General features: G+C 58.4%; 10 protein-coding genes. 8 read left to right on the forward strand and 2 right to left on the reverse strand.

Annotated elements, in window-relative coordinates; genetic code table 11:
• Window position 1 precedes the first annotated feature (1 nt).
• Window positions 2–1,678: a GGDEF domain-containing protein gene (locus CBW65_RS19045; protein ID WP_087458183.1), complete on the reverse strand. Its 1,677-nt coding sequence runs from the start codon at window positions 1,676–1,678 to the stop codon at window positions 2–4.
• Between the two features lie 338 nt (window positions 1,679–2,016).
• On the opposite strand from CBW65_RS19045, the gene CBW65_RS19050 reads away from it, so the two are divergent.
• The gene (locus tag CBW65_RS19050; RefSeq protein ID WP_087458184.1) at window positions 2,017–3,615 is read left to right on the forward strand and encodes a serine hydrolase domain-containing protein; all 1,599 of its coding nucleotides are present in this window, start codon (window positions 2,017–2,019) and stop codon (window positions 3,613–3,615) included.
• Window positions 3,616–3,708: 93 nt separating this feature from the next.
• Window positions 3,709–5,064, forward strand: a complete 1,356-nt coding sequence (locus CBW65_RS19055) for a S8 family serine peptidase (protein WP_087458185.1) — start codon at window positions 3,709–3,711, stop codon at window positions 5,062–5,064.
• 232 nt (window positions 5,065–5,296) lie between these two features.
• Here CBW65_RS19055 and CBW65_RS19060 read toward each other — a convergent pair whose 3' ends face one another.
• On the reverse strand, window positions 5,297–6,277 hold the full coding sequence (locus CBW65_RS19060; protein ID WP_087458186.1) for an MBL fold metallo-hydrolase: 981 nt from the start codon (window positions 6,275–6,277) through the stop codon (window positions 5,297–5,299).
• 68 nt (window positions 6,278–6,345) lie between these two features.
• On the opposite strand from CBW65_RS19060, the gene CBW65_RS19065 reads away from it, so the two are divergent.
• The 6 genes from CBW65_RS19065 to CBW65_RS19090 all read left to right on the forward strand — a co-directional run bounded on the left by CBW65_RS19065 (window position 6,346) and on the right by CBW65_RS19090 (window position 23,727).
• Window positions 6,346–6,870, forward strand: a complete 525-nt coding sequence (locus tag CBW65_RS19065; protein ID WP_087458187.1) for a hypothetical protein — start codon at window positions 6,346–6,348, stop codon at window positions 6,868–6,870.
• 233 nt (window positions 6,871–7,103) lie between these two features.
• Complete coding sequence (locus CBW65_RS19070; protein ID WP_087459296.1) at window positions 7,104–7,985, forward strand: acyl-ACP desaturase; 882 nt, start codon at window positions 7,104–7,106, stop codon at window positions 7,983–7,985.
• Window positions 7,985–8,680, forward strand: coding sequence for a LexA family transcriptional regulator (locus tag CBW65_RS19075; RefSeq protein WP_087458188.1), 696 nt, complete (start codon window positions 7,985–7,987; stop codon window positions 8,678–8,680). Before CBW65_RS19070 ends, CBW65_RS19075 begins: the two co-directional genes overlap by 1 nt.
• Window positions 8,681–8,839: 159 nt before the next feature.
• The gene (locus CBW65_RS19080) at window positions 8,840–9,736 is read left to right on the forward strand and encodes a DMT family transporter (protein ID WP_087458189.1); all 897 of its coding nucleotides are present in this window, start codon (window positions 8,840–8,842) and stop codon (window positions 9,734–9,736) included.
• A 76-nt stretch (window positions 9,737–9,812) separates the two neighbouring features.
• Window positions 9,813–22,529, forward strand: a complete 12,717-nt coding sequence (locus CBW65_RS19085) for a non-ribosomal peptide synthetase (protein WP_198299665.1) — start codon at window positions 9,813–9,815, stop codon at window positions 22,527–22,529.
• A 139-nt stretch (window positions 22,530–22,668) separates the two neighbouring features.
• Complete coding sequence (locus CBW65_RS19090; protein WP_087458191.1) at window positions 22,669–23,727, forward strand: ArsR/SmtB family transcription factor; 1,059 nt, start codon at window positions 22,669–22,671, stop codon at window positions 23,725–23,727.
• The last annotated feature ends 10 nt before the right edge of the window (window positions 23,728–23,737 follow it).

A 23,737-nucleotide genomic window follows, 5' to 3' on the forward strand; every position in this document is an offset into this window, starting at 1 on the left:
TTTATTGTTCGTCCTCTAGTGTATCATCCTGGCGGTACACCGCCACGCGGTTGCGCCCGGCCCGCTTGGCGCCGTAATACATGGCGCGGTCGGCGTAGCGCAGCAGCTGCTGGCCGTCTTCCGCATCGCTTGGGTAGGCGGCGACGCCGATTGAGACGGTCGTTTCGATGTGGAGCATTTCGCCTTCGAGCGTCGGCACTTCAAATTTCTCGGCAGCCATGCGCCCCCGGATCGCTTCGGCGATCTCGGTTGCGATCTCGACGCTTGCGCCCGGCAGCAGCACGAGGAACTCTTCGCCGCCGTAGCGGGCGACAAAGTCGCTTTTGCGCACCGTCTCTTCGAACAGGCGGGCGGCGCGCTCCAGCACGGCATTGCCGGCGAGGTGGCCGTAGCGGTCGTTGACTTGTTTGAAATGGTCGAGGTCGATCAGCAGCAAGGAGAGCGGCGCATCGGTGATCCGCTCCATCTCTTCGGCCAGACGGCGCTCGAGGAAGCGGTGATTTGGCAGTTGGGTCAACTCGTCGTACAAGCTCTGCTTCTCCATGTTCGCGTACCGCATGGCGTTGCGGTAGGAGACGGTGAGCTGGTTGGCGAGGATGGAGATCGCATCGAGCGTGGTCGCGTCAAATTCGCTTTTTTTCGTGCCGAGCAGACAGCAGAAGCCGACGTGGCGCTCGGTGCCTTTGAACGGCGAGATGAGCAGGGTGTTGTAGCCAAATCTGAGCAGTGCGTCGTTGAGCAGCCCTTTGCGCAGCGTCGGCGCTTCAGGGTTGGGCACATACACGGACAGATAGGCTTCCAGCGCTTGCACCTCAGCTTGGGTCAGCCCGTCCGATTGCGAGCGGACGACGAGTTGGTCGTCTTCGCGCACGAGGATGACGCATTGCACACGGTCAAACCATTTCGGCAGCTCTTTGGTCACGCGGCCAAACATCACGTCGGCCGCCAGCTCGCCGGAGAAATAGCCGGTCAGCCGGGTCAGGTTGCGAAAGAGCGACGAGGAGCGGTAGAGATCGTTGAACAGCTTAAACACATAAACGCACAACACAAGCGGGAGTCCGAAGGCCAACAGCCCTTGGAGCCCGTCTTTTTCATAGAGCAGGATCACGACGACGCCAAGCGAGGTCGCAAACAGCGTGGAAAACAGGTCGAACTTCATATGCAGCAGCAAGTACGTTTGGATCTGCGTGCCGTTCAGGGAGCGGAAGTATAGGCTGAGGATGAGATGGTTGGCGAGATAATGCACGCAGATATAGGTAAGAAGCGGTATGTAATTGTCGTGCAGCAGGGTATGGTGGGAACCGCCCGTCAGGTAAAACGCCGTTGCCGCAATGCCCGCCGCCAACAAGAACATGCCGCTGTTGGCGAGCGCTTTCCAGAACTCCAGTTTGCCCTCCTGGTACCAGCGCGCGAAAAAGATGATAAACTGGCTCATCAACACGACGGGAGCCAGACCAAATTTTAAAAAGATCAGCAGGTCTACGCTCAGCGACAAGGAGATGACGAACTGATTGCGCTTGAGCCTGAAAAATTCGGTCATCGCATACAGCACAAATAAGGCGAGCAAGATCGGCGCGTCCGACAAGGAGACCACAGGCTGCGTGAACCGGAAAAGCGCGGTGACAAGCAGTGCAAGGCCGAGTGCTGTTGATAATCCGGCCAGACGTGAAAATGTCACAGCTGAAATCTCCTTTCAACAACTTGTAATTAACTAGCTAAAGCATTCTACACAGAGTTCTCAACACCTTTCTAAACAATAGAAAAATATAGATAAATCATACTGCTTATTACAGGTGTTTTTGTTAAGTGTTTTCGGAAAAATGGGACTGGAAACTTGTTATGAAAACTGGTAGTATTTCCAATTAATAGATTGAACGTGAGCCCATTGTTTCTGGAACTGAAATAGAAGAGTTTTTTGTTTAAATGAAGGGTTTTCTTATTAAATAATGTCGACTTAGAACTTGTGATTGAAGACGTGATGCAAGGCGGCTGGCTGTTCAAACGGGAGGAAGCACCATGTTAAACATACAAGCACTGGAAAAATTGATCCAACAAGAGATGGAAGCGGCGAAAGTGCCAGCGCTGTCGATCGCCGTCATCAAAGGCGACGAGGTGCTGTTCGCGCGCGGCTTTGGCGTGACCGACGCTGAAAATGGGGGCCTTCCGGTGACGGCCGACACGATCTTTCGCGTTGGCTCTGTCTCCAAGGTGATCACCGGCACGCTGATCATGAAGCTGGTCGAGCAGGGGCTGATCGATCTCGACACGCCGGTTACAGCATATGTGCCGTGGTTGACGCTGAGCGATCCGGACGCTGCGGACAAGGTGACGATGCGCACCTTGCTCACACATCGTGCAGGCTTCGTCAACGCAGGCACGTACCTCGGCAGCCGCGATCCGCAAGGATTGCGCAACTACGTGCGGGATGTGTTGTCACAGGCAAAACTGTACTCGCAGCCGGGCGAGCTTTTCAATTACAACTGCCACAGCATCGACATCGCCGGTCTGGTCGCGGAAGAGGTGACCGGGCGGTATTATGACGATCTGGTGCGGGAGCTGGTGTTTGAGCCGCTGGGCATGAAGCGTTCGACGTACGACCCGGCGGTCGCGATGACCTACCCGCTGGCGTTGCCGCACAACCTGACCGAGGGCGGCTATGAAGTGATTCACAAGATGCCGGACAATGTGGCGCATCATCCGTCGTTTTACCTGATGACGACCGCAAACGACCTGCTCAATTTTGTCCGCATGCACTTGCAGGACGGCACGAATGCCTGGCGCGAAGTGCTCCGCCCGGAGACGGTGCAGGAGATGCACGCGCAGCAAGTGGAACTGCAATCGGCGATCGGCTACGAGCTGGGCCTGACCTTCTTTAAAGTGCGGCGCAACGGCGTCTGGCTCTCCACGCATTTCGGGGATATCACGACCTACAGCGCCAACCTCTACATCGCGCCGGAGGAGGGCGTTGCGGTCGTCATCATGAACAACCGTCCGTTCCCGCATGACAAAGTCATCGCGCCGATCCTCGACCAGTTGCTGCCCGACCGTTCCGATCAAGTGGCGGAAAAAGCGACCCGGGCAGCAGACCGCTTCCTCTGGCCGTCCTATGAGGGCGCGTACATCGGCAGCACGGCCGGGCTGATCGTCGTCGAGCAGAACGGGGAGGAACTGCGTGCCGCAGTGAACGGCAAAACATTGTCCCTGCGCCCGTTCCAAGACCAGTATGCCGGCTTTAATGAAGAAAACGTGCGGGAAGTGCTGGTGCATTTCGTGCCGAATGGGGATCAGCCTTGCAAGCACGTCATGGTCAACAACACCCGCTGCCATCGCATCAACTACGATCCGTCGTTCCGGCCGGAATCGCATTGGATGGAAGCGTACCAAGGCGTTTACGCGCATGATCTCTACCTCGGCCCCTATCGGATCGCGCTGGAAGACGGACAGCTCACCGTCGAAGATCTGGAGTACGGCTCCGATTTCAAAGAGACGTTGCTGCCGGTGGCTCCGCACCTGTTTGTCGGGCCACATGCCAAAACCTTGGAGTTCCAACTCGGAGCAGACGGCCGCGTAAAGTCGTATCTCGCCATGTTTGGCTGGGAGATGTTCCGCATCTAGCGAGCGAAACCTATACTTTCCGCCAGTTCTGAAAATGCCATCCCTTCACTAAGATGTAAACACTTCTTCTTACATAAAGGGAGGGCTTTCTTGATGAAAAAACAAATCGCTTGGGCCGTGCTGGCGGCTGCTTTCACGATGGGAACGGTGTCCGGGGCGCCGTTGACCGGTTCGCACACGGCTCATGCACAAACGGCAACCATCGTCGATCCGGCGCTGCTCTCGACGCTGGCGGGGCTGACCAATCTTGATTCGCTGAAAGTGATCCTGACCTATGAGCAAGCTCCGACCCAGTCTGACCTCGACCTGTTGGCAGGGCTTGGCATCACATCCGGAAAAAAGCTGAAGAAACTGCCGATCGTGATCACCTCGGCGACCAAGGTGCAGCTCCAGGCCCTGCTTGGCCTCGAAAACAGCAACGTAAAAGCGGTTTATACCGATAAAAAACTGCAATACTTCCTCGAAGAATCGGTGGCGAAGATCGGGGCGAAGCAAGTCTGGAGCGATCCCGACCTCGGCTATACGGGACGCGGCGTCGGCGTGGCGGTCATCGACAGCGGCATCGACGGGACGCACCCTGACCTGCAGTTTGGCAAGCGCACCGTGCAAAATGTCAAAGTTGTCGATGATCTGCTCACCACGTTCATCAACCCGGTCTACGTGGAAAACGTCCTCGACTCTGACAACCTCGGCGGACACGGCACGCACTGCGCCGGCATCATCGCGGCAGACGGCACGTCCACCAATGGCCGCTACAAAGGGGTCGCGCCCGACGCGAACCTGATCGGCGTTTCCTCAGGGGCGGCGATTCTCGTCACCACGGCGCTGGAAGGCATGGACTACGTGCTGGCGAACAAGGACCGCTACAACATTCAAGTTGTCTCCAATTCGTGGGGCACGACTGGGGCTTACGACCCAAATGACCCGATCAACGTGGCGAGCAAAGCACTGCATGACGCTGGCGTGACGGTGGTCTTTGCCGCCGGGAACGAAGGGCCGGGCGAAAACACGCTCAACCCGTATTCGGTCGCACCATGGGTGATCGGGGTGGCGGCAGGCAACAAAAATGAAAACGTGCTGGCCGATTTCTCCTCGCGCGGCATCCCGGGCGACAGCGTCTACAAACCGACGATCACCGCGCCGGGCGTAGACATCATCTCGGCCAAAGCGAAGCAAAGCGTGCTCGCGCCTCTGTCGCTGCAAACCGACTTGGCGATGATCCCGCTGCAGCACCTCCCGTACTGGACGACGATGAGCGGCACCTCGATGGCCACGCCGCACATCGCCGGGGTGCTGGCCCTGATGGAGGAAGCCAACCCGAACCTTACGCCCGACCAGGCCAAAGCGATCCTCGAGAACACGGCGATCCCCATGCCGGGGTACCAGGAGTTTGAAGTGGGCAAAGGGTATGTAGACGCACTCGCCGCCGTACGCCAGGCCAAACAATAATTCGCAGGTAGCAATTGTCCCATGGTTTCCATGGGACTTTTTACTTATCGTTAACGTTGTTAAGTGTATTTCACTTACAGCAAATGAGAAGAACTACTAAAAACGGGTTGACTGAATATTCTTCATTGTTGTACTCTAACTGCAAGGGCACGTTAGATGTCCTGCCATTAAAGAATCAAGTGGGGTCATTTACAAAAAGCAACGTGTGGTTCAACGGGAAGACCCCTTGCGGTCAGCAAGGGGTCTTTTCGTGTTGTTCATGTTGGTCATGCGTAGCGGCGGGGGAGAAGGTGAACGACTCCCCGTGTTCGCGGATCAGGATGCGGGACGCTTCGGCACCGGCGATCTGCAACAGCCGCTGCAACGGCTCGTCGACCGGTTCATGTGACAAAACAAACGTGTCCCAGTGAATCGGAACGAGGTGCTTCGCCCCGCTGTCTAGGAACATCTGCCAAGCCTGCTCCGGCGTGCAGTGCGCCCCTTGGTAGGAATCGGGGGAGTAGGCGCCGATCGGCAGGAAGGCGATGTCGATCGGGCCGTATTGGCGCAGTTCAGCAAACGATGGCGTGTAGGCGGTGTCGCCAGCGAAAAACAGTCGCACGCCTCGATATTCGATCAGGTAGCCGGTCCATCCATAATCGCCGTTCCACGGAAAGCGCCGTCCCCAGTGCTTCACCGGCACCGCCGTGATGGTCAGTCCGTCGGCCAGTTCTACCCGCTCGCGGCCGCCGAGCTCCAGCACGCGCCGAAATGACATCCGCTTCAAGAGCCGCGATGTGTTGTGGGCGGTGACCACGCTGGTGGCAGGGTTCTGCAGCCGCTTGAGCGTCGGCAGGTCAAAATGGTCGAGGTGAGCGTGCGACAACAGGATCAGGTCGGGCGCACCCGCTTCTTCCACCGTCAGCGCGGCCGCCGTGTGCCGTTTTGGCCCGATCACCAAAGGTCCGCCGAGCGACACGCCTACTTTTTCCGAAAAAACGGGGTCGGTGATGATCTTTTTGCCGAGCACGTTCAGATACAAAGTCGAGTGTCCAATCCAGCTCACCGTCACATGATCATCCGACCACTCGGCGATGGCCGGTTTGCGTTGGGGTTGTTTATAGGCAGGTTTCGGATGCAGTTTGCGCATCCGCGAGTATTGCAGCAAAATAAGCGCCGCCAGGGCGGCCGCGAAGAAGACCAGAATCCCGAGTACCCACAGCAAGACTTTCATCTCTCTGCTCCTTTTTTTCTCTTTTTCGGTGCTTCTATTGTATCATGTATCTAAAGGAGTGAACGATTATGGCGAAACGTTCGAAACTGGTCGACTACGGGCACAAGGAAGGCGAGGCGGTGGAAAAAGGCACGCTGTTTGTGCTGGACTCGTTTGAAGGGTTCGAGGAAGCAGATTTGGCGAAGATCGTGGAGCTGGCGGAGACGAGACGGTTTACGAAGATCGTGCTGTTCCCGCATAACGAGAAGACGCTGCGGACGATGGGGGAAGAAGGAGTGTCGGCGTTTCACGCGCGGGTTAAAAACCTGGCCTATCTGGCGGACGACTCGCCCTCCACGCTGCCGATCGTCGTGGACAAATGGGAGGAGAAGCGCAAGAAGTACACGCCGATGGAACTGATCGTGCGCTATTTTGAAGAAAGCTACCGGGCTCCGTATTTCTTGTACCTGACCGACCGCTATGCGAACATCTTCTCGACCTTTGCGTCGTTTGAAGAAGTGATCAAAAAAGTTCGCCTGGTGATCGACCGCAAAAACGGGCTGCTGCCGACCTCCCGGCTTGATGAGTACCAAAACCGCTGGGACTACGTATGACACCGGACGAGGCAAGTCCGATTTTAGGCGATATATGGCGATTTTTGACAAAGAGCGGAGAAGATCTCGCTCTTTTTTTATTTGCTTGACACTTTGGATAAAGGAGGTGACAATAAGAACATAGTTTTTTGGTCTTTTTGGTCTTTTTGTATTTTTGGGTATAACTGCTGAAATTTCGCCCAAGAATTAAAAATATCGAATCAAACACAGAAATGAGGAATCGACAAACAATGATCTTGCTTCCCAACCTCGACGTAAGACTTGAACAAAAAATCATCGACTTGTACGAGGAGCATAAAAAACGTGCTGCCAACATCGATTGGAGCTATCACGAATTTGTACCTTGGGAATTAGGACGCAGTTATAAAGAAATACCGTGGAGCATCGAACAGCAGACCCTGCCGCAGCCGATTGCGATGGCGATCGAAACGGCCTTGCTGACCGAAGTGAACTTGCCGTGGTTCACCACCTACCTCAGCTCGACGTTTACCGGGTCGCTCGACGTGATGAAGGAGTTCATCTACACTTGGGTTGCGGAAGAGGACCAGCACAGCAACCTGCTGGAGACCTACCTGCTCCTGACCCGCAACGCCAACCCGGATCAGTTGCACAAGCTGCGCCGCACGGTGGTGGAAAGCGGTTTTGAAACGAGCTTCACCACACCGATCGAAGCGATCACCTACGCTTCGTTCCAGGAGCTGGCAACGCTGGTGTTCTACACGAACGTGGCGAAAGTCGCCGCGCCGTATGATGAGACCTTGGCTGCGCTCCTGCGCCGTCTGGCGAAGGATGAGTCCTTGCACTACTCCTTCTACCGCGATGTCGTCAAGGCGCATCTGGAACTGGAGCCGAACTACTTGATGTATGTGGCGCGCGTGCTGCTTGGCTTCTTCATGCCGGGCAACAACATCCCGGGCTATGACGACCGGATGAAAGTGATCGCCAAAGAAGTCGGCTACGGCCCGGCGCATTACTACAGCCAAGTGGTGATGAAGCTGGTCGAGTACTGGGGTATCGCCGATCTGCGTCCGACCACCGTCGAAGCGGAAAAGGCGCGGCTGGATATCTTGAAGTACTGCGACCGTCTGGGGCGCATCGCGAGACGTTTCGCATAATGGCGATCAAACTCACGAAGCGCCGTCTGGAGTTCTTGGAACATCTGGTGCGCCTGTTTCAGGAGGCGCAGGAACCGGTGCATTATGCTGCGGTCGCCGAGTCGGTTGGCGTCAGCAAATGGACGGCGTACGATGTGTTGAAGGAATTGGAGAAAGTGGGCTTCCTGGCCCGCTCCTATTCGGTCAACGAGAATGAAACGGGGCGTTCGGTGGTGCTGTATTCGCCGACGCAGGCGGCGTTTGAACTGTTCCGGCCGGTGCGCCGCAGCTTGACGGCGCTGGCCGACTGGAACGCAGTTAGGGAACAGGTGTCCCATATTGCTGAAGCGCTGCAAAAGCGTTCGGTGCGCGAGGCGCAAAACCGCATTCTCCAGGCCTCCCCGAAAGTGGAGCAGAAGCTGGAATTTTGCGCTTGGATGCTCGGCGGGTTGATTCACTACATGTCGCGCATGGACGATCGGTTGAAGCGCGTGGTGATCGAGATCACGTCGGGCATCAAACAGTCGGAAGTGTTGCTCGCGATGTTTGTCGGCACCGTCTCCGGTGTGGTGATCCGTTCGGTCGGCAAGGAGCTCGATCCGAAGATGACCGGATTGGTGCAGCAGTTTCACCAGTGCCTGCCCGACCTGAGCCAGGAGGAAGTGCAGGTCATGGCTGAGTTTCTGCGCCAGAAGATGGACGACAAGTTTCAATAGTTTTTATCAGGATGGACCAAACACTCGATTCCCAAAAGGGGGTCGGGTGTTTTTGGTGTCTTTTTGTGTGATTAATGAGACGACAAGATTTCCAAAGCGAAGCGGACGATTCTTTGTTATAACAAGAGAAGAACTTGACTGCAGGTGGAGGCGTACAGAATGAAAGCAAGAGATGTGTTGATGCTGGTGGTGCTTGCCGCGCTGTGGGGCGCGTCGTTTTTGTTTATGCGAGTGGGCGCTCCGGCGCTGGGGCCGGTCGTGTTGATCGAACTGCGCGTGCTGCTGGCCGGGCTGGCGCTGCTCGCCATCGCGGTTTTTGTGAAGCATCGGGTACAGGTGCTGCATAAATGGAAAAGTTACCTCGTGCTTGGCGCGGTCAATGCGGCCGTTCCGTTTACGCTGATCGCCACGGCGGAGCTGCAGCTGTCGGCGTCGCTGGCGGCGATTTTGAATGCCACCACGCCGCTGTTTACCGCCTTGGTGTCGTTCGTCTGGGTGCGGGAGTCTCTGACGCTGAAAAAGCTGGCCGGGCTGCTCCTTGGCATTTTTGGCGTGGCGGTGCTGGTCGGCTGGGACGCAGAGAGTGGTGTCCAAGGGCTGTTGCTGCCAGCCGGGTGTTCGCTGTTGGCGGCGCTGTTTTACGGGATGGCCGGCGTGTTTTCGGCCCGGCACTTTAAAGGCGAAACGTCGATGGACATGGCGATCGGGCAACAGCTGGCTGCCGCCTTGCTGTTGCTGCCGTTTGCGGCGGTGACGCTGCCGGAGCGCATTCCGACGCTGGAAGTGACGTTGTCGGTGCTGGCCTTGGCGATTTTCTGCACGGCGCTGGCCTATTTGCTGTATTTTGCGCTGATCCAGAACGTGGGGGCGGTCAAAACGCTGAGCGTGACGTTCCTCGTCCCGGTGTTTGGCATTTTGTGGGGCGCGATTTTTCTGCACGAAGCAGTGACGATCGGCACGGCAGGCGGGCTCTTGTTGATTTTACTGAGCATCGCGCTGGTGATGAATTTGCGGTTTAAATTGAAAAGTAGCTTACTAAAAATTTCAAAGAAATGATGTTGTTCTCCCTGCGAATTTTTATTAAAATGGTTAAATGAATTCCATGAATTTTATGTCGCAGGGAGTGTTCAGGATGATAACAACGATCGATCGCGGTGCCCAGCAGTGGTTTGAAGATCAGGCGGCGAAGCGGCCCGATGCAATTGCGGTTGTGTTTGAAGATCGACAGGTTACATACGCGGAACTGAACGGCCTGGCCAACAGGATTGCGCGCTATCTGCGCAAGCTGGGGGTCGGGCCGGATGTGTTGACGGGCATCTGCGCCGAGCGCTCCGTGGAGATGGTGGCAGGACTCCTTGGCATTTTGAAAGCGGGCGGGGCGTATGTGCCGCTCGACCCGTCGTATCCGGCAGACCGTCTGCGCTACATGCTGGAAGACTCTGCGGTTCAGGTACTGGTGACACAGGCGCATCTGGCCGACTCGCTGCCTGTATGCGCGGCAGAGGTCGTCTGTCTGGACGGCGACGTGCAGGGAGCGGAGATCGCGTTGGAAAGTGCGGAAGATCTGCAGATCAGCGTAAGCGCAGACGATCTGGCCTATGTGATCTACACTTCCGGGTCGACCGGACGCCCCAAAGGGGTGATGCTGAACCATCGTGGGATGTGCAACATGATTCCGGCGACGGCGAAGCTGTTCGATGTGCGCGAAGACAGCCGGATGCTGCAGTTTGCTTCGTTTAGCTTCGATGCGGCGACCAATGAGATCTTCACCGTGTTGTCTGCCGGCGGGACGCTGTGCCTGGCGCGCAAGAACGCGTTGATGCCGGGGCCGGGCCTCATCGGACTGCTGCGGGATTTGGAGATCACCAATGTGACCTTGCCGCCGTCTGTGCTCGCCATGCTGCCTGACGAGTTTCCGCAGTTGCGCTCGGTCGTGTCGGCAGGAGAACACTGCCCGCTGGAAACGGCGTCGCGCTGGGCGCGGGGGCGGCGTTTCGTCAATGCGTACGGCCCGACGGAAGCGACGGTGTGCGCATCGGCCGCCGTCTATCTCGGTGAATGCACAAAAGTCACGATCGGGCAGGCAATTGAAAATGCGGAGCTGTTCGTGTTGGACGAACAGATGCGGCCGGTCGCAGTCGGCAAGGAAGGCGAACTGCACATCGGCGGGCTGGGGCTGGCCCGCGGGTATTTGCATCGCCCGGAGCTGACGGAGGAGAAATTCGTGCCGCATCCGTATTCGGAAGACTCTGAACAGCGTTTGTATAAAACGGGAGATCTGGTGCGCCCGTTGGAAGACGGGACGCTGGAGTTCTTAGGTCGGATCGACCAGCAGGTGAAGCTCAGAGGCTTTCGGATTGAGCTGGGTGAGATCGAAGAAGTGCTGATCGGGCATGAGCAGTTGCGGGAAGCGGTGCTGCTCGCCCGCGAGGATGTGCCGGGGGATAAGAAACTGGTGGCGTATGTGGTGCCGCATGCGGGTCAGGAGCGTCCGCAGGCGGCAGAGCTGCGCCGTTATCTGCAGGACAAGCTGCCCGACTTTATGGTGCCGTCCTCCTTTGTTGTGCTCGATGGGTTTCCCTTGACGCCAAACGGCAAGGTGGATCGCCGGGCCTTGCCTGCGCCCGATGCGCGGCGCGGGGAGCTGGCGGCGGAGTTCGTGTTGCCGCGCACGCCGCTGGAAGAGTCGCTGGCGGAGATCTGGCAGGATGTGCTGGGGCTGGCCGGCCTTGGCGTACACGATCCCTTTTTGGAGCTGGGCGGCCATTCGCTGCAGGCGGTGCAGATTTTGGCGCGGGTTCGGGAGCAGTTGGGTCTGGAGGTCGGGCTGCATCAGCTGTTTGCGTCGCCGACGATTGCCCTTTTGGCCGCTGAGTTGGAGCAGATACGTCTCGCAGGCAAAGGCGTGCAGAACGGCACGATCCCGCGTGTGCCGCGCACGGAGGAGATCCCCGTTTCGTTTGCGCAGGAACGGGTGTGGTTCGTCACCAAGATGAATCCGGACAACCGGGCGTATGCGGCGCAGGCGATGATGCGTTTTCATGGGAATCTGCGCTGTGATGTGCTGGAACGGGCGTTGACGGCGGTGGTGGAGCGGCATGAGATGTTCCGCACGACGTTCCACGAAGCAGATGGACGGCCCCTGCAGCGCATTCATCCCCCGTTTGACGTGACTGTGCCGCTGGTGAGTCTGCTTGCGGTGGAGGAAGCGGAGCGGGAGAGTCGGTTGGCGCAGCTGATGCAAGAGGAGATGGCGCGTCCGTTTGAGATGACGGAGCTGCCTTTGGTGCGCTGGACGCTGTATCAGGTCGGGGCGGACGAGCATGTTTTGCTGCATATTGAACACCACATGGTGCATGACGGCTGGTCGTACAACGTGTTTTTGCGGGAGTTTACCGCGCTGTACAACGCCTTTTGCAACGGGGAAGCTTCGCCGCTTGCAGAGATGCCGGTGCAGTTCGCCGATTTTGCCCATTGGCAGCGGTCGTGGGTGCAGAGCGAACAGGCGGAGGAGCAAGTCCTTTATTGGAAGCAAAAGCTGGCCGGGTGCCAGCCCGTGCTGGAACTGCCGAGTGACCGTCCGCGTCCTGCAGTGCCGAGCCATCGCGGCGGCGCGGTGCGGGTGGATCTGCCGGCCGGGTTGTGCGAAGAGCTGACCGCGATGGGGCGGCAGGAAGGCGTGACGCTGTATGTGACGCTGCTGGCGGCGTTTAATGTGCTCCTGTACCGCTATACGGGGCAGCAGGATCTGCTGGTGGGGTCGGCGGTAGCGAATCGCCGCCTGCGCGATACGGAAGGCCTGATCGGGATGATCGTCAACAACGTGGTGTTGCGCACGCAGTTGGGCGGAGAGGTGCCGTTTCGGGAACTGCTGGGCACGGTGCGCGACATGGCGTATGAGGCGTTTGCCCATGAGGATCTGCCGTTTGACAAGCTGGTCGAAAGGGTCAACCCGGTGCGGGACGTCAGCCGCAATCCGCTGATTCAAGTGATGTTTTCGTTCCATGACTCGCCGCTGCCGAAATTGGAGTTACTGGATGTAACGGTCAAAGTCAAAGAAGCGTTAAACAATGGGTCGGCAAAGTTCGATCTGAATGTGGTCGGACTTCCTCATTTGGAAGATCGGCTTAGCGAGTCTGCCGATGTTGCGGGCAAAGGCGGGTTGACGCTGATCTGGGAGTATAGCTCCGATTTGTTTGAGGAGTCGACAATTCATCGGATGGTCGGGCATTATCAGACTCTGCTGGCGAGTGTTGTCGCCGAGCCGGATGTACCGCTTGCGAAAGTGCGGATGATGGAGGAGTGGGAAGCGGAGCAAATTCTGACTGTGTGGAATCGGACGGAAGTTGAGGGCGTGCCGGAGTTGCCGCTGCATGCGTTGTTTGAGGCGCAGGCGGAACGGACGCCGGATGCGGTCGCAGTTGTGTATCAGGAAGACTGCTTGACCTACCGGGAGCTTAACGAGCGTGCGAACCGCTTGGCCCGCCGTTTGCTAACGCTTGGGGTGACGGCGGAGATGCCGGTTGGCTTGTGCGTAGATCGTTCGCCGCAGATGGTCGTCGGTCTGCTTGGCATTTTAAAAGCAGGCGGCGCGTATGTACCGATGGACCCGGAGTATCCGCAGGAGCGACTGGCGTTTATGGTGGAAGATGCGGGGATGCCGGTGGTGGTGACGGAGAAGAAGCATGCCGCATGGCTGTCCTCTGCCCAAATCCTCTGTTTAGACGAGGAACTGTTGGAGCAGGAGTCGGGAGAGAATCTTGGTCTTACGGCTGCAGTCGATCAGCTAGCTTACCTCATCTACACCTCCGGCTCCACAGGCACGCCAAAAGGGGTGCAGATCGAGCATCGGAATGTGGTGAACTTCCTGCACAGCATGCAACAGGAGCCGGGTCTGCAAGCGGACGATGTTCTGCTGGCCGTGACTTCGCTGTCGTTTGATATCGCGGGGCTGGAGCTGTTCTTGCCGCTGGTGACGGGGGCAAAAGTGGTGTTGGCAGACCGGGCGACTGCAGCGGATGGGAAGAAGCTCGCCGCGCTGCTGGCCAGCGAAAGCGTGACGGTGATGCAAGCGACACCAGTCACGTGGCGTCTGCTCGTCGATGCCGGATGGAGAAGTGCCGGGCGCGTGAAGATGTTATGCGGCGGTGAAGCGTTGCCTGCCGACTTGGCACAGCGCTTGACGGAAGACGGCTCGGAGCTGTGGAACCTGTACGGGCCGACAGAAACGACGATCTGGTCAACCTGTGCCCGTGTGGACGGAGATCGCACAGAGTGGCAGGGAGCGCCTTCGATTGGGCGTCCGATCGCAAATACGCATGTTTTTGTGCTCGACGAGCAGTTGCAGCCTGTCCCGATCGGCGTGCCGGGCGAACTGTGCATCGGCGGGGCCGGTGTAGCACGCGGATATTGGAACCGTGAAGAGCTGACGGCGGAGAAGTTTATCTCCCATGCGTTTGGCCGTCTGTATCGGACGGGCGACCGGGTGCGCTGGCTGCCGGATGGGAAGTTGCAGTATCTGGAGCGGATGGATCACCAAGTGAAACTTCGCGGTCTGCGAATTGAACTTGGCGAGATCGAGGCGCGGCTGAATCTGCATCCTCTCGTGAAAAGCGCGGCCGTGGTTGTAAAAGGCGTATCCCATGCAGACAAGCGTTTGATCGGCTATGTGGTGCCGCGCGGTGCGGAAGCTCCGACCGCTGCAGAGCTGCGAGTTTATTTGAAGGAAGGGCTGCCGGAGTATATGGTGCCGGCGACGGTGATGCTGCTCGATGCCCTGCCACTGACGCCAAATGGAAAAGTGGACCGCCGCGCCTTGCCCGAGCCGGACGCTCTGGCTGGCAAAGGCGAATACGTCGCGCCGCGCAATGCACGTGAGCGGCTGGCAGCCGATATTTTTGCACAGGTGCTGGGACGAGCGTCGGTGGGGATCACCGACAACTTCTTTGAGCTGGGCGGGCATTCGCTGCTGGCGATTGGCGTTGCGTCGAGGCTGAGCAGTGCGCTGGGCGTCGAAGTGCCGTTCCGCGCTGTGTTTGAGGAGCCGACGGTGGCCGGGTTGCTGGAAAGCCTTGCCGGGCTGGAACAACAGCCGGGTCACAAGCAGATACAGTTCCAGTTGCCGCAGATTGAGCCGGTTTTGCATGAGGAAGATGTGCCGCTGTCACTTGCCCAGCAGAGACTATGGGTGCTGGAGCAGATGTTAGCGGGAAGCGCGGCGTATCATTTCCCGTTTGCCATGCGCCTGCAAGGTGCGCTCGATGTAAAGGCACTGGAGCAGGGCGTGCAGGAATTGGTGTCGAGGCATGAATCGCTGCGCACCACGTTTGCCGAGCGGAACGGTCAACTGGTGCAGGTGATCGGAACACCTGAGCCAATTAAGTTGGAGGCTGTTGTTGTTTCGGAAGATGCTGTGCTGGACTTGATGCATGCAGAAGCCCGGCGTCCGTTTGATCTCCAGCACGGCCCGCTGTTCCGCGTGTCGCTATGGAAGGTGCGCGAGACCGAACATGTCCTGCTGTTGAACATGCACCACATCATTACCGATGGCTGGTCGTATGGTGTGCTGGTAAAAGAGCTGTCGGCACTATATGCAGGTGCTTCGCTTGCGCAGTTGCCTGTGCAGTACGCCGATTTTGCCGCTGCCCAGCGCCGCTGGATGCAGGGAGAGGTGCTGGAGAACCAGCTTGCCTATTGGAAACAGCAGCTCGGCGGCGAACTGCCCGTCCTGCAACTGCCAACCGATCATCCGCGCCCGGCGGTGCAGACCTATAATGGGGCATTTTGCAAAATGGAACTGCCGCGCCGTCTGTCCGAAGAGCTGCGCACGCTGAGCAGACAGCGCAGCGTAACGCTGTACATGACGCTGCTCGCCGCGTTCCAGACGCTGTTGCACCGCTATACAGGTCAGGAGGATCTGCTCGTCGGCTCCCCAATCGCCGGACGCAACCGGCCGGAAGTGGAAGGGCTGATCGGATTTTTCGTCAACACGCTGGTCATGCGCACCGATCTGGGGGGCAACCCGACGTTTGGCGAACTGCTCAGCCGCGTGCGGGAAACGGCGCTGGGGGCGTATGCGCATCAGGACGTGCCGTTTGAACGCTTGGTGGAGGAACTGCAGCCGGAGCGGGTGTTGAGCCATTCGCCATTGTATCAGGTCACGTTCCAACTGCTGTCCGACTGGGAGCTTCAGCTGACCGGACTGGACGTTCAACCCCTCGACGTGCAGACCGGCACGGCAAAATATGATCTGTCTGCCGCTGTCATCGAGGAAGGCGACAAACTGGTCGGGCGCTTCGATTACAACACCGATCTGTTCGACCCGCAGACGATCGAACGCATGATGGGGCATTTCTTCGTGCTGCTGGAAGGCATCGCTGCACAGCCGGACGGGCGCATCGGTGAACTGCCGTTACTGACTGCAGATGAGCGCGAAAAGGTGCTGGTCGAGTGGAATCGGACGGAGACCGCGTATCCGCGCGATGTTGCTGTCCACCAGTTGTTTGAACTGCAGGTGGAGCAGATGCCAGATGCTGTTGCGGTGGTATACGGGGAGCAATCCTTGACGTATGCGGAGCTGAATCACCGTGCCAACCAAGTCGCGCATTCTTTGCGGGGTATCGGGGTGGTGCCCGATCAGCCTGTCGCCATTTGCGTAGAACGGTCGCCGGAGATGATCGTTGGGCTGCTGGGGATCTTGAAGGCGGGCGGGGCGTATCTGCCGCTCGACCCGGAATATCCGCAAGAGCGCCTGGCTTTTATGCTGGAAGACGCCGGGGCTGCTGTGCTGCTGACACAACAGCATTTGGCAAATAGTCTGTCATTGCGGACGGAACATCAGATCTGTCTGGATGGGGAATGGGCGCAAATCGCACAAGAGCTCGACACCAACCTGCCTTCCGTGACAGGTTCGGAACATCTTGCCTACATCACGTACACGTCAGGCTCGACAGGGCGTCCGAAAGGCGTCTGCATTCCGCACCGCGCGGTGGCCCGGCTGGTGAAAGGCACCGATTATGCGGAATTCTCTCCTGCTGACGTGTTCTTGCAGTTCGCGTCGATTTCGTTTGACGCCGCGACGTTTGAAATCTGGGGGAGCTTGCTGCACGGGGCGCAGTTGGTTCTGTATCCGGCAGGCAAAGCTTCGCTGCAGGAGTTGGGTCGCGTGCTGCAAGAGCATAGCGTGACAACGCTGTGGCTCACAGCCGGGCTGTTCCACCAGATGGCCGAGGAGCAGTTGCCGCAGCTGGCATCCCTCAAACAACTGCTCGCGGGCGGCGATGTCCTGTCTGTGCCGCACGTGAAAACTCTTTTGCAAAATTTGCCCGGGGTGATGCTGATCAACGGGTACGGCCCGACGGAAAGCACGACGTTTGCCTGCTGTTATGGCATGACCGCTCCGGAGCAAGTCGGAGCTTCTGTGCCGATTGGCCGCCCGATTGCGAATACGCAGGTCTACGTGCTGGATCAGTACCTGCAGCCGGTGCCGATCGGAGTGCCCGGCGAGCTGTATATCGGCGGAGACGGATTGGCGCGGGGGTATTTGAACCTGCCGGAAATGACGGCGGAAAAGTTTATCGAACATCCGTTCTCATCTGGTGCAGAAGCGAAGTTATACCGCACAGGCGATCAGGTGAAGTTACTGCCTGACGGGACGCTGGAGTTCCTCGGCCGTCTGGACAATCAGGTGAAGATTCGCGGGTTTCGGATTGAAGTGGGCGAAGTGGAGGCGCAACTGCTGGCGTCTGCATCCGTTCGCGAAGCTGTTGTGACTGTAAGGGAGTTTGTGCCGGGTGATAAGCGGCTGGTTGCCTTTGTGGTGCCTGCTGGCGGAGTGGATTTTGATGAACTGGCATTGCGTCAGGAGTTGAAAGGCAGACTGCCGGGGTATTTGATCCCGTCCGCTTTTGTTGTGCTTGCTGCGCTTCCTTTGACCCGCAACGGTAAAGTTGATCTGAGGGCCTTGCCGGAACCGCAGGAAGCGGTTCGAGAAGAGCTGGTGGAACCGCGCAATGGAGATGAGGCTTGGATGGCCGACCTGTTTGCCGAACTTTTAGGAGCGCAGGTTGGCATCACCGACAACTTCTTTGCGCGGGGAGGACACTCGCTGACGGCGACGAGGGTCATTTCGAGACTGCGCGGCGAGTATGGCGTGGAGTTGTCCTTGCAGGCGTTTTTTGAAGATCCGACTGTGGCAGGTTTGGTGCAGAAAGTGCAGGCACTGCACGAGAGTAAGACAGGCGACAAGGATACGGAAACGGTTGCTGTTGCCGTTGCGACTGTGGCTCAGATGGTTGTGCCGGTGCTAAGGGAAGGTGCGCTGCCTCTGTCTTTCGCACAGCGCAGACTCTGGTTCCTTGACCAGTTTGAGCCGGGCAATCCTGTGTACAACATCCCAGTTGGCTTGCGAATCACAGGGCAACTTGATATCAATGCACTGTCCCGCAGTTTGCAGGAGATCGTAACTCGGCATGAGTCCCTGCGCACGGTGTTTGCCGATGAGCTCGGGGAGCCGTCGCAGATGATTGTGATAGCGCATGAGCCGATTTTAACGCTTGCAGAAGGCGACTTGCAGTTGCTGATCGAGGAAGAACAGCGTCACGCATTCGATCTGCAAAACGGACCCTTGTTCCGCGCACGCCTTGTGCGGATCGGGGAGCAGGATTATGTGCTGCTGCTCAACATGCATCACATCGTGTCGGACGGCTGGTCGATCGGCGTGCTGGCGAAGGAATTGTCGGCGCTGTATTCGTCTTTGCCGCTGGAGCCCTTGTCTATCCAGTATGCCGACTTCGCCGCCTGGCAGCGGGAATGGCTGCAAGGTGATGTGTTGGACCGTCAGCTCGGCTATTGGAAACAGGAGCTCGGCGGCAAACTGCCGATCCTGCAACTGCCAGCAGACCGTCCCCGTCCGGCGGTGAGGACGTATAAGGGAGCTGTGCATCGGTTGAAGCTGTCGGCGAAGTTGAGCAAGAGGATTCAACAGCTTTGCCAACAGGAAGGCACCACGCTTTTCATGACGCTGCTCACAGCCTTCAAAACCCTGCTTTCCCGCTACACCGGCCTGCACGACATCCTTGTCGGCTCGCCTGTCGCCGGGCGTAACCGGGCGGAGCTGGAAGGGCTGATCGGCTTTTTCGTCAACACGCTTGTTCTGCGCACCGATCTGTCGGGCGACCCGACGTTCCGCGAAGTGCTGGGGCGTGTGCGGGAGATGGCGTTGGCGGCGTTTGACCATCAGGATGTGCCGTTTGAGCGATTGGTCGATGAGCTGCAGCCGGAGCGCCATGCCAGCAGTTCGCCTTTGTTCCAAGTGATGTTCGTCCTGCAAAATGCGGTGACAGAGCCATGGGAACTGCAAGGCGTGGATGTGGAGCCGCTGAAGATCGATCAGCAGACGGCCAAGTTCGACCTGACGCTGACGGTGGCCGAAGACGGGGAGGAGCTTGGCGTCCATGTCGAGTACAACACCGACTTGTACGACCGCGCCACCATTGAGCGCTTCTGCGGACACTACGAGACGCTGCTTGAAGGCATCGCCGCCAACCCGGAGCAAAAGATCGCCGAACTGTCCTTGTTGACGGCAGCGGAGCGTCAGCAGGTGCTGGTGGAGTGGAATGCGACCGAAGTGCCTTTTGCAGACGTTTGCTTGCATGAGCTGATCGAGGAGCAGGTGCAGCGCACGCCGCATGCGGTGGCGGCCGTGTATGGGGAGCAGGAGATCACCTACGCGGAGCTGGACGTGCAGGCGAACCGATTGGCGCACCGTCTGATTACCCTTGGCGTTGGGCCGGATGTGCCGGTTGGCGTGTGCATGGAGCGGTCGCTGGAGTTGGTCGTGGCGCTGGTCGGAATTTTGAAAGCGGGCGGTGCTTATGTCCCATTGGATGCGGACGCGCCGACCGCGCGGATTCGTCAGGTGCTGGAAGATGCTCATGCGCAGGTCTGTCTCACACAGGGGCATTTGCAGGAAAAATTGCCTGTGGACGCGGCGACGTACGTGGCTCTCGACCCGGGCAGCGACGTGCTGGACTCGTATCCTGTTTACGCGCCGCACGTGCCCGTCACGCCGGATCATCTCATCTCCATCTATTACACCTCCGGCTCCACAGGCACACCAAAAGGCGTCTGTTCCACCCACCGGGGCTGGGTCAACCGCATGCTGTGGATGCAGCGCCAGTATCAACTGCAGCCGCAGGAGACCGTTTTGCAAAAAACGACTTTGACCTTCGACGACGCCGCCTGCGAATTCTACTGGCCGCTGCTGGTTGGCGGGCGCATCGCGCTGATGGAGCCGGGGCTGCACAAAGACCCGCGTGCGATCCTCGAAGCGGCGATTCGGTATAAAGCAGCGTTTATCACCTTTGTGCCAAGCATGCTCGCGCTGTTCGTCGATGCGGTTACGCCGCAAGACCGTTTGCAGTTGCAGCATCTGCGCCATGTCGGTTCTTCGGGCGAAGCGCTGCGCTCCGATCTGGTGCGCCTGTTCCGGGAAAAAATCGGCTGTCATCTGCACAACACCTGGGGCGCTACAGAAGTGTCGATCGACTCGACGATCCACACCTGTTCCGAAGAAGATGAGCATGTCGCGGAGATCGTTTCTGTGGGGCGTCCAATTGACAATAACAAATGTTATGTTCTCGACGAGCGATTGCAGCCTGTGCCGGTCGGCGTGGCCGGAAACTTGTATCTGGGCGGGATTGGTCTTGCTACCGGCTATTTGAATGACCCGGAGCGCACGGCGGAAGCGTTTTTGCCGAGCCCGTTTGTTGAAGGCGAACGCTTGTACAAAACGGGGGATCGCGGCTATTTCCTTGCAGATGGCAGCATCATGTTCCTCGGCCGCCGCGATGATCAGGTCAAAGTGCGTGGGCAGCGCGTGGAGCTGGCCGAGATCGAAGCGGTGCTGGCGACTCATCCCGATCTGCAGCAGGCGGTAGTGGCGGCGTTTAAACGCCCGGACGGCTATCTGCTTGCGGCGTATTACGTGCTGCAGGAAGGAGCCGCACAGGTGACCAGCGAGGTGCTGCGCGCCTACATGAGCGAGCGTCTGCCCGATTACATGGTGCCGTGGCGCTTTGTCGCACTCGACAGCCTGCCGACGACGGTCAGCGGCAAAGTCGACCGCAAACAGCTCCCCGACCCGGGCGACGAGCGTCCCGAGCTGGCCGAGGCGTTTGTCGAGCCAAGCACGCAGGCGGAGCGTACGGTGGCGGCGATCTGGCAGGAGATCCTCGATGTGAAAGGGGTCGGAGTGCGCGACAACTTCTTTGAACTGGGCGGGCATTCGCTGTCCGCGACGCGCATCATCTCCCGCATCAACCGCGAGCTTGGCGTGCAGTTGCCGCTCCGTGATCTGTTCGAGTCGCCGACGGTGGCCGGACTCGCGGAAAAAGCGGCCGGAGCTGCAAGCGATGAGCAGGGGGCGATTCCCCGTTTCACGCAGCGGACGGAGTTCCCGTTGTCGCATGCCCAGCAAAGATTTTGGTTCCAATATCAATTCGACCCGGGCAACACATCGGGGGGCGTGATGAACTTGCACCTGCTGGATGGGCAGCTGGACACGGACAAACTGCTTCGCGCGTACCGTGACCTCACGAACCGCCACAGCATCATGCGCACGAAGCTGGCAGAGCGTGCCGGTGAAGGGGCGGTGCAGGTCGTGTATGCAGATGCGGAGGAGCCGATTCGTTTCGTTGATCTCACGGAGTTGCCCCCAGGAGAGCAGGTGAATCTCGTGCTGCAAATGCTGGCCGAAGAGAAAAACACGCGGTTTGACCTCACGCGCGACTTCTTCTTCCGCGCCTGCCTGCTGAAGGTAAGCGACAGTCAGCACATCTTGATCTGCAACGTTCACCCGATCGCGTATGACGGCTGGTCGATCACCGTGTTCTTAAAGGATCTGGCTGCGCTGTACCAGGAGCTGGATCTGCCTCCCGCTTTGCAATACGGGGAGTATGCGGCCTATCAACACGCGCAGTTGGCGGAACACCGGTTGGACGGGCAAAAAGCGTATTGGGAACAGCAACTTGCAGCGGATGTGGGGCCGCCTGCTCTGCCGTATGATTTTGAAACGGCGCCCTTGGACACTGTTCCGATGACCGACCGCCGTGTGACACTGGAGCCTGCGCTGACCGCCAAGCTGCGTGCGCTGTCGGCGGAGCAGGGCACGACGCTGTACCTGACGCTGTTGTCCGGCTTGAAAATCTGGCTGGCGCTGACTTCCCGCCAAGAGGTGATCACCGTCTGTTCGCCGATTGCCGGCAGAAGCCATCCTGATCTGGAAAGCGTGCTTGGTCTGATGGTTAACCCGCTGGCCCTGCGTACAGACCTCGCCGACAACCCGACTGCGCAGGAAGTGCTGGAGCGGGTCAAGGACACTGCGTTTGCCGCTTATGCCAACCAGGATTATCCGTTCGACCTCGTCCTGCAAGATGTGCGCGCCCGCCGGGGTGGAGAGCTGGCGGAGGCGTTGTACAACATCGTTTTTGTTGGCCAAAACGCGCACCTTGAAGCGACTGAGCTGGAGCCGGGTGTGACGCTCCGCTATTGTTCCTTTGATGAGTTGTTGGGCAGTCTCGGGATTGATCCCGGCTCTGCTGCGGCGCAAAGGAACATCGAATTCGATGACTTTGCGGACGACCCGACGGTGGAGTTCGACCTGCACATCGAAGCGTACGGTTCCGGTGATGAACTGACCCTCGTCACCTCGTACAACACCAAGCGTTTCACCGCCGAAACGGTGGACATGCTGCTCAGTGAATACGAATATGTGCTGCAGCAGTTCGCCTCTGACAGTTCTCTGCGCCTGTCGCAGATCCAACTGCCAGAGCTGATCGATCTGTTTTAACCAAACTGTTTTAACCCCAAATGAATCGGGCAGTGTCAGAGTGACTGACACTGCCCGGTTTTATTTTTATAGAAGGTATCGTTCGGCATATATCGAATAAGACGTTAGAAAAACTTGCCAGACAAAAGAGGTGTATCTGATGAAAATGCTGGATTTGAGCATCGGCCGTCCCTCCGTGGAGGTAAAAGTCGTCTCTTCGCTGCTGTTTGAAGCCGCCTTGGGACTGGCGGCGGTGACATATGCGGAGATCCAAGACACGCTGGAACGCACAGCGTCCGAGTGGGACGAGATCTCGTCGCGTCTGACGCTTGAAGCGCAGCAGGAGTTGGCGTACTGCGCGAGACACAACACGTGGCAGGCGTTGCTGCGGCTGCTGCACGGCGGGGATTTTGCTGAGATTGGGGAGTTTTTGGCACATCTGGACTCGATGCCGATGGAGGAATTTCGTTATGAGGTCCTGCCGCCGTTTGGCGGTCTGCAGGAAGAAGAGCTGCGCCGCCGGGCTGCTGCAGGTGATGAGAACGCTTGTGACACGCTGATTCAGGCGGCAGCAGGACATGGTTTTCTCGCAGCGTATGTTCCGTTTGTCCTGCGCGAGGATTCGGAGGTGCTCAAGCGGCATTTGTTGGTGCTGGTAGAAAGTTGGTATGAGGCGGCCATTTTGCCGAAAGAAGCAGAGTGGTCACGAGTCTTGCAGCGAGAGGTGACGGTGAAGCGGGAGATGCAGGAGCGGTTGTCTCCGGTGGATTTTGTGGAAGCGGCGCTGGGGAAAGCGTATCAGCCCGATCCATGGGTGCGGCGTGTTCTGCTGGTGCCGCATATCGCGTACCGGCCATGGACCATTCAGGCGGATCTGCCTGGGACGCGGGTGTTTTACTATCCGGTGAGCGACGAAAGCCTCTATGGAGATGATGACCCGTACCGTCCGCCCGCATCGCTCGTTCTGCTCCACAAAGCGCTGGGGGATGAGAACCGGCTGCGGCTCCTCAAACTGCTGTCTGAAGGGGAGCGCACGCTGCAGGAGCTCACCGAAGCGCTGGAACTGGCCAAATCGACGATACACCACCACCTCGCGTTGCTGCGGTCGGCCGGATTGGTGGTGTCGAACGGGAGTGCGTATGTGCTGAAACCGGCCATGCTGGAACAGGCTGACAAGCAGTTAACTGCCTTTCTGGAGCGCGGGAGACCAGCGCGATGACGGGTCAACA

It is taken from the genome of Tumebacillus avium, from assembly GCF_002162355.1.
Taxonomy (GTDB): domain Bacteria; phylum Bacillota; class Bacilli; order Tumebacillales; family Tumebacillaceae; genus Tumebacillus_A; species Tumebacillus_A avium.

Coding starts and splice junctions, on each gene's coding strand:
- CBW65_RS19050 (WP_087458184.1), top strand. CDS start 2,017: ATGTTAAACATACAAGCACTGGAAAAATTGATCCAACAAGAGATGGAA.
- CBW65_RS19055 (WP_087458185.1), top strand. CDS start 3,709: ATGAAAAAACAAATCGCTTGGGCCGTGCTGGCGGCTGCTTTCACGATG.
- CBW65_RS19060 (WP_087458186.1), bottom strand. CDS start 6,277: ATGAAAGTCTTGCTGTGGGTACTCGGGATTCTGGTCTTCTTCGCGGCC.
- CBW65_RS19065 (WP_087458187.1), top strand. CDS start 6,346: ATGGCGAAACGTTCGAAACTGGTCGACTACGGGCACAAGGAAGGCGAG.
- CBW65_RS19075 (WP_087458188.1), top strand. CDS start 7,985: ATGGCGATCAAACTCACGAAGCGCCGTCTGGAGTTCTTGGAACATCTG.
- CBW65_RS19080 (WP_087458189.1), top strand. CDS start 8,840: ATGAAAGCAAGAGATGTGTTGATGCTGGTGGTGCTTGCCGCGCTGTGG.
- CBW65_RS19085 (WP_198299665.1), top strand. CDS start 9,813: ATGATAACAACGATCGATCGCGGTGCCCAGCAGTGGTTTGAAGATCAG.
- CBW65_RS19090 (WP_087458191.1), top strand. CDS start 22,669: ATGAAAATGCTGGATTTGAGCATCGGCCGTCCCTCCGTGGAGGTAAAA.